Genomic DNA, 10867 nt, shown 5'->3' with positions numbered 1-10867 from the left:
CGGGGAGATATCTGGCCGCCACTGGGGACGCCGAGTCGGCCATGAGTGCATGGAACATCTGGCCGCCACCGGGGCAAACAAATGGCCGTTGACACTCCGCGCGGCGCCGCAGCCACCCGACCTTCCAGGTCGACGACGTCGGATTCCGCATCGCGCGTTCCCTCGTGTGACGACCGGTTCAGGCCGGCCCTCGGACGCAATGTCAGCCGGTCAAATGGCCGAGGGACGCGATCATCTGAGACTTGGGGCGAATCGAACCCGTTCACTCGAGAAACGACCTCGATCGACAGCACCTGCACAGTAGCCCTCCGCGACCGCTCTACAAGATCTGTGCCAGAGCTGTTCAGTGGTTCCGCCATGTTGGCTCCAGTCGGCCCCGGTTGGTGAAGATTCTTTGCCATCGGGACGTCTTGAAGTGGCCGCGGGAGTTGGCGTCGGTAGGGGCCGTTCGATGAGCTTCCTCTGCCTCAGGCCGAAGCAGCAGTCTCGGGCCCGGAGAGTGATGGTCGTCAGAGTTGCCTGGCGTCGAGGGCGGCGAGGCCGTCCCGGACGGCAGCGGCTGTCCTGTCGAGCTGGTCTCGTTGGTGGACGCGCCAGTCGGCATCGATGCGGAATGGGTCGCCTGTGTAGCGGGGGAAGACGTGCAGGTGAACGTGGAAGACTTCCTGGAAGGCTGCTTCGCCGTCCGCAAGGAACAGGTTGACGCCCTCACATCGCAAGCCTGATCGGCGCAGTGCGCGTCCGAGCTGATGCGCAGCTTTCCAGACCTGGATGCCGACGTTCTCCTGGAGATCCTCCAGGCCCACGGCGTGTGCTTTGGGAATGACCAGCAAGTGGCCTGGCGTGACGGGCTGGAGATCCATGAACGCGATCACGGAATCGTCTTCGTGGACGATGCTGGCGTCCGCCTGGCCTCTCGCTATTGCACAGAAGATGCATCCGCCGTCCGTCACAGCCTGTCTCCTCAAGACCCTGTCCCTCGTGCCACTCACACCATCAGAAGCGGCGCCCAGGCGCGAGCGACTTTCGCCCCGTATCTGGTCTGGTATGTCTCCCCGGGACCACTCGGGACATCATGCCGCCGTGGTCTACTTCGCCTTGCCGTTCTGCTTGGCTCTGGAGCGAGTCAGGCGGTACGACTTGGTGCCGGTCTCGATCTGGGTGGCGTTGAAGGTGAGCCGGTCCACGATCGCCGCGCGAAGTCAGGGATCGGTGAAGGTGCGGCTCCAGCCGGTGAATGCCTCGTTGGAGGCGATCCTGATGCTGTACATCTCCTGACGTTCAGTGAGAGCCTGAAAGAGCATTTCTGCGCCGTGGCGGCCGAGTTCGAGATGACCAGGCTCCACCGTCTGCTCGGCGACCGACGCCTTACCCGGACCGGACATCTCGGAGACCGCCTCGGCCGCCGTCTCCCGCGTCACCGCAACCGGGACCACGCCTCCCGCTCGGCCTCCAGACGCACTGTCAACTCCATCATCTTGGACTCGTGTTCTTCCGCCCGCACCCGGGCTGCGGCCTCCCTCGCCTCCAACTCCTCGATCGCTGCGAACCAGTCACCCGCGCACAGAACCGACGTCGGCTCGGCTCCACCGACCTGACGCGCAGCCGGGGACTGTCGCGGCATACAGCACAGGGCCGGCTCAAGCCCCTGGGGCCACGAGCGCCTTGCCGGCCCCCGCAACTGCCTGTCCTATTCCTCTGCGGCCGGCCCGACCCCGGCCTCCGCGCACCACGCCACACCCCGTCGAGCCGGTGGAAGCGGCTGTCAAGCCCAAGCCCATACGCCTCCGAATGCAACAGCCACGGACAGTCCGGCTGGCCCCCACCAACGTGCACTGATGGCACATCCAGGCGTTAGCCCTTTAGGAGCGGGTCGGCCCGTCGCCGTTTGCCGATGATCGAGAACAGGACAGTCACCGGGAGGACGTGTGTCCCGCGGGGACCTACGGCCGATCAAGAACCTTCCCCGCGCTTCCAAATTCCGCGCCAGAGCGGTCGCTAGTAGCAGCCGAGTGGTCGCCACACTGAACCCCGCTCACCCACAAAGACGCACCCTTCGAGCCGATTGTGACTGTCCGTATTGGATCTAGTGCGTTTAGTGATGGTCTCTTTATGGTCAAAAGCGACGCCAACACCGTATCCCTGGAGGATTCGTGGCACGCTTCCGCACTCGCCTTGCCCTGCTCGGCCGTAGCTCTCGCCGTAGGCGCCGTCGTTCCCGCGCAGCTTGCCGGGGCCCAGCCCGCCGCCGCGGCGGACTACCAGTGGGTTGCCCTGGGCGACTCCTACACCGCCGGGGTCATCCGGGCCGCGGGCGACCCCATCGATTACCCGCGCGACGGCTGCGAGCGCACCGACCGGTCCTACCCCCAGGTCATCGACCGCGACCTCTACGGTCTGTTCGACCTGAAAAACGTCAGCTGCGGCGCCGCCACCATCGAGAACGTCACCGACCAACCCCAGGAGCCGATCGGCCGCCACTTCCCGCCCCACCTCCCGGACCCGGACTACCCCTTCCCCGCGGTGCCGGCCCAGTCCGAGGCGGTGGGCTCCGACACCGACGTCATCACCGTCGGCGTGGGCGGGAACACCCTCGGCTTCGCCGCCCTCCTCGAAGAGTGCCTGAAGCTGGGCGGCGAAAGCGAAGGCGCGGGGACCCCGTGCAAGGACGCCATGGCCGCTGACACCCAGACCCGGCTGAAGCAAGTGCGCACGGACTACGACCGGATGCTCACCGTGCTCCACGAGCGCGGCCCGAAGGCGAAAATCCTGACCGTCGGCTACCCCACAGTCATCCCCCAGGACACTTCGAACTGCACCTACGGCGACCCGACGAAGTTCGCCACGATCACCCAGGGAGACCTGGCCTGGCTGCGCCAGGACGTCCTGGAACCCCTCAACAAGACCATCGAAGACTCGACCGCCACGCAGGAAGCCGCCGGCTTCGTCGACCTCTACCCCTCCTCCCAGGACCACAGCGTCTGCGACGACACCAAGTGGGTGGAAGGCATCATCACCGTCTCCCCTGACCACGACCCCCAGCTGTCCCTGGTGCACCCCAACGCCCTCGGCCACCGCAACGCCGCCGACCACGTCGAAGAAGCGATGCTGAACGCCATCGCCCCGATCTGACCTCCCGGCACCCCCACCCCGGGCGAACTGCCTCCGGCCCACCAGCCGGAGGTCAGTTCCGGGTTCCGGGCCCTCATCTTTATCTTTAGACGGCAGTGACGGAACGTCAGATCGGCGGTTCTGCAACAGCTTCTGAGCTTGTCCTTTAACCTCTGTGGCTGTCGCGCTCGATGATGCTCTCGGGTCGTCTGGTCGTCTTCCCGACGTCGTAGAGGGGTGCAGGGCGGCGATTCTTGGAGCCAAGCGGCCTTCCAGGTCCGGGTGTTGATGGTTTCGGTGCACGGGCCGGACAGGCCAGGTGCGGGCGGAGGTTCCGAAACCCTCGGCGGACACGGGCCGGGGTGAGTCGTGCGGGCTCAGCTGGCCTCTCCCAGGGCCGGCGGAGATCCGCCGCGGCTTCGCGGGTGAGCCGGAGTTGGGTGTGGGCGGCGATCACGAGCCACGTCCAGCGGTCGCCAGCCTCGGGGGTGCGGAGCTTCGGCCGGGTCCATCCGAGGGTCTGCTTCATCAGTCGGAAGGTGTGCTCCAGATCGAATCTCCTCAGGAATGCCTGCCAGCGCACATCGATGCCCTCGCCGGTCAGGGTAGTGGCAGAGGACCACAGCCAGACTGGGAGTGGGTCCCCGCCACCGGGCAGGCGATCGACCTGGAGGCGGATCAAGGTGCCCTCGATGATGGGAAGTTCACCGGTGTGGTCGATCCAGGCGGAGCGAGTGGTCAGCCGGGGGTGGATTCGGTCCCAGGCCATTGCTCGGGCGGTGCCGTACCGGTCGGTGACCTGTGTCGTTGCAGCGTTGGGTTCGCCCCAGGTCTCCGGCTTGGCGAAGCGGAACTCCTTGCCGTGTTTCGGCGGCCGTCCGCCCTGCGGCGGGGAGATCCAGGGCACCGGGACCGGCTTGCGCATCACCCGGTCCGTGCGCATTCGTCCAAGGACCTCCACCGGCAGCCCGGCCAGGAGGTGCGCCATGCGCGGGGCGTCGTAGCCGGCGTCGAACACGACCAGGATGTCGCGGTCGCCGACGTGCCACCGGCCCATCTCGATCAGGTCCACGACCACCCGGCGGACCTGGGCGGCAGTGACCTCGGCGACGTCGTCGTCCGGACCGAGGCGGACGGCGTCCAGGAGCTGACACCAGGACGTCCGGCCAGATTCCAAGGCGGCGACGAACGAGTAGGGCCAGCCGGGAATGAACTGGTCCGAGGACCGGCCGCTGCGGCCGTAGACGTGGCAGAACAGGCGGTCGGCGCTGGTGGGTGCGTCCGGGCGGAGCCAGTGGCTGATGTCGACCGCGAGGACCAGGCGCCTGTCGGCGGCCTGCGGCATGGGCAGGCCGGCCAGCAGCTGGCGCAGCCGGGGCACGTCGACGTTCCCGCGGTTCAGCGCGTCGTACATGGCACCGTGCCCACGCCGATGTTCAGCCACCAGCGTCAGGTCCACCGGCGCCGTCACCGGCCCGTCCGCGCACAGCAACGCGTCCACCAGCTCGAACAGTTCGTCCCCGCGTGCGGTCAGGCAGTCGAATAGGTCGTCCTGGTAGCGTGACGCCACCAGGAACGGCTCTCCCTCTACATCTTGATGCAAACCCACCCCGCGGCCTTCGCCTGTCCTGCGTCTCTGCGCCGGAGTTCAGCATCAAGCGACGGCCGCCGCGTTGTCGCGCAGATCCGGTTTTGCGATCAAGTTCGAGGGAGCGTTCGAGCGGCCGAGTCCGCGACCTGGGTGTGGAGGCGCTACTCGGCCCGCCACCAGCCCTGTCCGACATGCCAGTCCCTCACCCAGTGCAGGAAATCGCCCCCCGGCTGATCGGACGGGCGGTCGACATAGGGTGCGGCACATCCGTCTCTGAGCCACCACACCCGGCCGCGTTGCGGCCCGGTCACCACTAGCGTCCAGTACTCACCGGGTCTGTCGCTGCCCAGCAGCACGGAGCCGTGCTGGTAGGTCTGGTGCAACAGAGACGAGTGGTAGGTGTGGTCGTAGTAGTCGTACTCCCACTGCCACTCCTCCTCAAGAGGGAAGGGCTGGCCGGGCACGCGTACGGCGGCGCCATCGAACGGCTCCGGGCTCATTCAGCAGTCCGCTTCCCAGACGGCCCAGCTCTCCGTTTTCTCTCCCAGGGGCAGCAGACCACCTTCGTCAGGCGGACCATCGTCGGTACCGTTCGCGATCTCAGTCACGAAAGTGCGATACGGCCCCGGCAACACCACCCCGTGCTTGCGCTCCCACACCCGAAGCTCTTCCCTGTCCAAAGGGCAGTGACGGACATCTGCCGGAAAGGCTTCACGCAGGACGGCTATCGCACCCGAAATCGCATCCTCCACGCCCTACAGGTATCACCGGGCACTGACACTCTGGCCTCGGACCACTGCACGCAGCGGGTTCAAAGACAAGCTGAGGTGCCGGTTGATCCCGAGGAGTACTACGCCGACCCGCGTGCAGGGGACGGCCGTCGTTCATCCCGGCGTTTTCCTGCGGTTGCTGCGCTCATGAGGTACTCCCGCGATGGCTGCGTCGGTCCGTGCGGACAGCTGTCCTGAGGTGTGACGGCTTCCGGTGTCTCGCATGCGGTTCCGAAGACGACCTCACGGTCGATCCCATTGGGCACCAGTGGGCGGGCGGCCGGTACGAGATGGAGAACCTGCGCATGCTCTGCCGCTCGTGCAGCGGCCGCCGCGGGAGTGGCCACCTCTCAGAGGTCGACGGGGAGTCGGGGGCAGGAGCCGGGAAATTCCGTCGTCAAGGTCACGTGGTTGTGGTCGTGGTTGTGGTCGTAGGGATGGTCCGTGAAGAGTATGCCGGGTCTTTGTCGTGGCCGGCCGACGGCTTCCGCGGCTGCTGGGATCTTGTCCAGCAGGGGCAGGAGTTGGGGTGGTGTCGTTGTGGTTGGCGCCGGTCAGCGAGACGGCGAGTGGGCCCTGGGTGTCGGTGATGATGTGGTGTTTGCTGCCCGGGTGTGGGCGGTCGAGCGGGCTGGGTCCGTTTTGGCCCCTGCGTGCGGCCCGGACGTGGGAGGAGTCGATCCCCGTTCGCGACCAGTCCAGCTGGTTCTTCGACCGCAGCTGGTTCAGCAGCAGCTGGTGCAGCTGGTCCCGGACGCCGGCCCTTTCTGGCCGCCAGTCGCCGCCGGCGGGTCGTGCCGGAGCCGAAGCGCAGTTCCTGAGGCAGGTCGTGTCGTTGGATGCCGGTGTGCGGGACGAACTGGATCCCGCTCAGGGTGTGCCGGTCCGGCACGCGAGGTCTGTCCTCGACCAGGTTCGGTGCCGGGTAGGGCGGCAGCAGCCTGTCGAGCGCCCTAGTTCGTCCGGCACGGTCCACGGCCGCGACTGGCGTTTGGCCACATCAGACCGGCGAGCAGACGAGTCAGCAGTCACATGTGCAGAAGCTTTTGTCAGGGCGAGTCAGTCTGCGGCGGCTGTCGGGTCCCACAGTCCGGCGGCGGTGCCGCGTGCGACGTGTTCGGCGTAGATGCCGACTTTCCGGGCGATGATGGAGCGGGACTCCTCCAGGGCGCGGATCTGGTCCTCGATCCGGTGTTGGTGGGTGTCGAGGAGGCGTAGTCGCTCTGGCTCGTTGCCCGGGCCCTGGCGGACCAGGTCGGCGAATCGTTTCAGTTCGGTGAGGGGCATTCCGGACTCCCGCAGCCGGACGCACGCTCCAGGCAGGCGTCCGTGAGTTTCTGCGCGCCGGCGGCAGGCTCGGGATCGTCGACCCTGCCCAGCGGCAGGCCGGCGGTGGCGGCCTTGGCGGCATGCGGGCTGAGGCAGGCGGCTTTCTCAACGCTGGGCCGCTGTCATATTTCCCAACTCGGCCAGCAGGCCGCACACGAGGGCCACACCCTGCGGAGACGGAGTCTGCGAGGGTCGTTGAGGCGTTGTGGGACCGCATGCGGGCCCACAAGGCTGGGAGTGACTGGTGAGTTGCTGGCCGATGACCTGGTGATCGCCGATGCCGACCTCTGCATCATCATGGCGTGGGCCGGCACCGGCTGCCGCACCGAGGCCATCGACCGCGGCGGGGTCTTGGCATCGATGTCGGAGTCGTCCGACGCGCCCCTCGGGGGGCGAAGGGTTCAAGGTCACTTCCCGGCGCTGGGTGGTCGGGCGGGGCTTCGGCCGGCTCATGCATCATCGGCGCCTGGCCCGCGCCTGCGAGAGGCACCCCTATCGATCCGAAGCTGTAAGTGCGTGTTTCTGATCCTGGACACGATGCATGTCGCCGTGCCAAGCGCTCGGCCGATTGCGGGAACGAGCCGTCAATGCGTTCCTGCCATTGATGTTGAACGGAGACGGCTGGGAACACGGGGACACCGGCTCGTGCGTCTGGGGTGTGCCGCGTTCGGGCCCGCGTTCATGCATCGGTGGCTGTCACGAGCAGCCGTTTGGGGAAGGTGACGCCAGTGAGTTCCTCGGAGACGTTCCACAGGCGGCGCGCGGCCTCGGGGTCGGATGCTCGCGCTGAGCGTCCGACGAGGGTGGGGCTGCCGCGCCACTCGCCGCGGCCGTCGGGGCCGGCGTAGGAGGCGCCGGGCAGATCCTGTGTGGCGGCGAACAGTGTAGGGAGCGCGCCGGCGTCGGCGTCCTGGGCGAAGAGGCGGTTGATCGTCTTGCCGAAGGCGCGCAGGGCCCAGGTGGCGTTGTTGTTCTGGAGGTTGGTGCTGGACCAGCCGGGGTGCGAGGCCTGGGCACGGACTGGGGATTGGGCCTGGGTGAGGCGGCGCTGGAGTTCCAGGGTGAACAGCAGGTTGGCCAGCTTGGACTGGCCGTAGGCCGCGATGGGCGAGTACTCGCCGGTCAGGTTCAGGTTGTCGAAGTGGATGTGTGTGCTCGCGGGGGTCTTGTGCGCGGCGGAGCAGACGGTCACCACGCGGTCGGTGATGTACGGCAGCAGCAGGTTGGTCAGTGCGAAGTGGCCGAGGTGGTTGGTGCCGAACTGCATCTCAAAGCCGTCCTTGGTGGCGGACTCCGGGAGGTTCATCACACCGGCGTTGTTGATCAGCAGATCGAGGTCGCCTTGCCATTCGGCGGCGAAGCGGCGGATCGAGGCGAGGTCGGCCAGATCGAGAGGGCGGACCTCCAGAGTGCCGTGCGCGCCGGTGACCGTGCGGGCGGCGGCCTCGCCGCGGCGGGGGTCACGGACGGCGAGCACGACGCGGGCGCCTGCGCGGGCGAGGGCCTCGACCGTGGCGAGGCCGAGGCCGCTGTTGGCGCCGGTGACCACGGCTGTGCGCCCGGTGAGGTCGGGAAGGCGGGTGGCGTTCCAGCGGGGGGCTTGAGGGTTGCTCATGGCCTCAATGTATTCAACGAATACAATGTGGTCAACGCCTACTATGTAGGCGGTGATGACATCTCGGGGTAGGGTGCATCCATGACGACCCGCCGCCCGTACCACCATGGAGACCTCCGCGCCGCCCTGCTGACCCATGCTCGTCGGGCCCTGGAGGAAAAGGGGCCGGGCGGACTGTCACTGCGGGAACTGGCCCGGGAACTCGGGGTCAGCCCCGGCGCGCCCAGCCGTCACTTCGCCAGTAAGAACGCTCTGCTGGACGCACTGGCGCTTGAAGGATTCGAGGACCTGCGAGCCCTGCTGGCCGCGGCCCAGCACGAGGCGGGAGCCTCCCTCGCCGACCGTCTGACCGCCCTGAGCTACGCCTATCTGGACTTCGCCGCCGCCAGCCCGGCTCTGCTGGATCTGATGTACTCGGTCAAGTACGACCCCACCGCCTCCCCCGAGCTGGCCGCAGCATCGCAGCAACTGCCCGCCTTCGCGGCCCGGCTCATCGAAGACGGACAGCACCGGGGCGAGGTCCGTGAGGGGCCCGCAGACGAGATCGGCTTGCCGGTCATGGCCGCCATCCACGGCTACGTCGCCCTCACCGTGGCCGGCGGCATCCCAGCAGACATCGTCGAACGGGGCCTGAAGGACACGGTGGCATTCGCTCTGCGCGGCTGCGCCCCATAGCACGCAGGGCAAGGCAGCATCTTCAGGGCGCCAATGCCGACCCGCAGAGGCGGTTCAAGCGGCCGGTGCTGGTTTCCTCGGCCGGCTGGGAGTTGCTCCCCACAAGTGCCGTGCCCTGGCCGTCAATTGGTGGCGAGACACCATGACCGAAGTGGCACAGAAGGTCGGGAGCGTCAGCGGATCCGTGACCACCTGGCGGGCCAGATCCGCCGTGACCTGGGCAAAGGCGCGGCCGGCACCCGCCGGCCGGCCACCTACAGGCCGGCCAGCTCCTCCGGGTCATGGCCACCGTCATCGACTCCCAGTGTGAAAGCCGCCGAAACCGTCTCCAAGGCCACCCGCGGCTACGACGCGGGCAAGAAAATCAACGGACGCAAGCGCCACCTGGTCGTCGACACCCGCGGCCTTCCCCTCATGGTCATGGTCACCCCCGCCGACCTGCACGACGCCACCGCCGCGAAGGAAGTCCTCGTCCGCCTGCGTCTGATGCACCCCGAGATCACGATCGTGTGGGCCGACTCCGCCTATGCCGGCAAGCTCGTGGACTGGGCGAAACAGCACCCTCAACCTCACGATCAAGCCGGTCAGCCGTCCCAAGGACGCCTCCGGTTTCGTCGTGCTGCCGCGCCGCTGGGTCGTCGAGAGGTCGCTCGCGTGGATGATGCACGCGCCACGCGAGGGACTACGAACGGCTCATCCAGCATTCCGAAACGCTGATCACCTGGGCCGCCGTCGCCCTCATGACCAGGCGCCTGACCCGGAAGGGCCGCGACGGGACAGGGCCCGCTTCCAAGCCGAGAGTCAGACCGAAAATCCTGAGATCACAATGAATGACCACAAATGACGGGGCGGTGACCGAAGTTGAGCCCGGGATGCGTTCGCCCAGCGGTTACTGTGACCGCTCGCCGAACCGTTTTGCCCGGCGCCTCCAAGCCCTCACCTTGCACTGCGGCGAGCAGAACACCGCATCCGAGCGGCGGTAGACGCCGGCCACCCAACGGGCCCCGCACTCCGGACACTCCGCCTCGCCCGTACCGTGCCGGACGGCCGCAGACGCTGGCGTAACCGCCGTTCCCGACGCCACTGCCCGGACCGACACGCCGACGAACAGAACTCCGCCCCAGGCCGGGCTCCCGGCCTCAGTCGTTCCCTGCAGCACCGGCAGATCCTCTCCCCGGCCCGACCGGCATCCTCGGACACCAGGCCGGCGTAGGACCTCAGGCTACTCAGGATCGGGGCTTAGAAACGCGCACTAAGCAACATCGCGATGATCGGCCTCATAAGCCGCCGGCTCATCCTCGAGTCCACCCCGGACCGCCGCGACACCGGACCGACCGCACGATGCCACCGCCTACTCCCGCAGCACCGTGAACCGCTGCGCCAGGAGATCAACGCACTCGTGAAGACCAGGCCGCGGCAAGCCGGCGCGTTCACGCATCACCGCGACGGCCTGCACGCTGTGACCGGCGGCGATTAGCCTGTCCACCTCTGCTCTCGCCTCGGCGGGCAGCCTGCTCCACAACACATCATCCATGCCCGCATTGAACCGGCTGAACAGCCATATCCCCAGGCCGGAGCCCCGGTTGTCAAACACGCCCGCCGGAAGAAAACGCTCTTCTGCCAGCGTCTCCAGCGGCGCCTCTCGGGCCGGGTGGCACCACCCCCGGTCATCTGTCCGTCAGGGGGGTGCCCCTATCTCTTTCGTCAAGGGGCGGGTCGGTTGATTGGTGATGTTTCAGGCGGCTTGGGGGACGGCTTGAGGTTCGAAGAACGTGC

Annotated in this window: 9 protein-coding genes and 3 pseudogenes; 4 read left to right on the top strand and 8 right to left on the bottom strand. The window is 67.5% G+C overall.

Features of this window, described 5'->3' with window-relative positions:
- Window positions 1-509 precede the first annotated feature (509 nt).
- The 3 genes and pseudogenes from ACFU95_RS50185 to ACFU95_RS50175 form a co-directional block, all read right to left on the bottom strand.
- A complete protein-coding gene (locus tag ACFU95_RS50185; protein WP_383844390.1) occupies window positions 510-953 on the bottom strand; it encodes an HIT family protein in 444 nt (147 codons plus the stop codon).
- 135 nt (window positions 954-1088) lie between these two features.
- Window positions 1089-1343, bottom strand: a pseudogene (locus ACFU95_RS50180) (ATP-binding protein); the annotation flags it as partial.
- A 74-nt stretch (window positions 1344-1417) separates the two neighbouring features.
- Window positions 1418-1624: a hypothetical protein gene (locus ACFU95_RS50175; protein WP_383844387.1), complete on the bottom strand. Its 207-nt coding sequence runs from the start codon at window positions 1622-1624 to the stop codon at window positions 1418-1420.
- Between the two features lie 488 nt (window positions 1625-2112).
- Here ACFU95_RS50175 and ACFU95_RS50170 point away from each other — a divergent pair, with 488 nt between their 5' ends.
- Complete coding sequence (locus ACFU95_RS50170; RefSeq protein ID WP_383844384.1) at window positions 2113-3132, top strand: SGNH/GDSL hydrolase family protein; 1020 nt, start codon at window positions 2113-2115, stop codon at window positions 3130-3132.
- 145 nt (window positions 3133-3277) lie between these two features.
- Here ACFU95_RS50170 and ACFU95_RS50165 read toward each other — a convergent pair whose 3' ends face one another.
- The 3 genes from ACFU95_RS50165 to ACFU95_RS50155 all read right to left on the bottom strand — a co-directional run bounded on the left by ACFU95_RS50165 (window position 3278) and on the right by ACFU95_RS50155 (window position 5454).
- Window positions 3278-4714: an NF041680 family putative transposase gene (locus tag ACFU95_RS50165; protein ID WP_383844381.1), complete on the bottom strand. Its 1437-nt coding sequence runs from the start codon at window positions 4712-4714 to the stop codon at window positions 3278-3280.
- Between the two features lie 149 nt (window positions 4715-4863).
- Window positions 4864-5202 carry a hypothetical protein gene (locus ACFU95_RS50160; RefSeq protein ID WP_383844377.1) on the bottom strand — a complete coding sequence of 113 codons (339 nt, stop codon included), beginning with the start codon at window positions 5200-5202 and terminating at the stop codon, window positions 4864-4866.
- Window positions 5203-5454 carry a hypothetical protein gene (locus ACFU95_RS50155; protein WP_383844374.1) on the bottom strand — a complete coding sequence of 84 codons (252 nt, stop codon included), beginning with the start codon at window positions 5452-5454 and terminating at the stop codon, window positions 5203-5205.
- A 197-nt stretch (window positions 5455-5651) separates the two neighbouring features.
- Here ACFU95_RS50155 and ACFU95_RS50150 point away from each other — a divergent pair, with 197 nt between their 5' ends.
- Window positions 5652-6062: an HNH endonuclease gene (locus ACFU95_RS50150; protein WP_383844371.1), complete on the top strand. Its 411-nt coding sequence runs from the start codon at window positions 5652-5654 to the stop codon at window positions 6060-6062.
- Window positions 6063-6531: 469 nt separating this feature from the next.
- Here ACFU95_RS50150 and ACFU95_RS50145 read toward each other — a convergent pair.
- Window positions 6532-6783, bottom strand: a pseudogene (locus ACFU95_RS50145) (MerR family DNA-binding protein); the annotation flags it as partial.
- Between the two features lie 697 nt (window positions 6784-7480).
- Entirely contained in the window at window positions 7481-8416 is a 936-nt protein-coding gene (locus tag ACFU95_RS50140) for an oxidoreductase (RefSeq protein WP_383844368.1), read from the bottom strand.
- A gap of 81 nt (window positions 8417-8497) precedes the next feature.
- Between ACFU95_RS50140 and ACFU95_RS50135 the strand changes: the two genes are divergently transcribed.
- Both ACFU95_RS50135 and ACFU95_RS50130 read left to right on the top strand, forming a co-directional pair.
- A complete protein-coding gene (locus ACFU95_RS50135) occupies window positions 8498-9091 on the top strand; it encodes a TetR/AcrR family transcriptional regulator (RefSeq protein ID WP_383844365.1) in 594 nt (197 codons plus the stop codon).
- A 177-nt stretch (window positions 9092-9268) separates the two neighbouring features.
- Window positions 9269-9891 (top strand): annotated as a pseudogene (locus ACFU95_RS50130) (transposase); the annotation flags it as partial.
- Window positions 9892-10867: the final 976 nt, after the last annotated feature.

Source organism: Streptomyces sp. NPDC057623 (genome assembly GCF_042800355.1).
Classification (GTDB): domain Bacteria; phylum Actinomycetota; class Actinomycetes; order Streptomycetales; family Streptomycetaceae; genus Streptomyces.
This window is presented reverse-complemented; position numbering and strand designations above follow the sequence as displayed.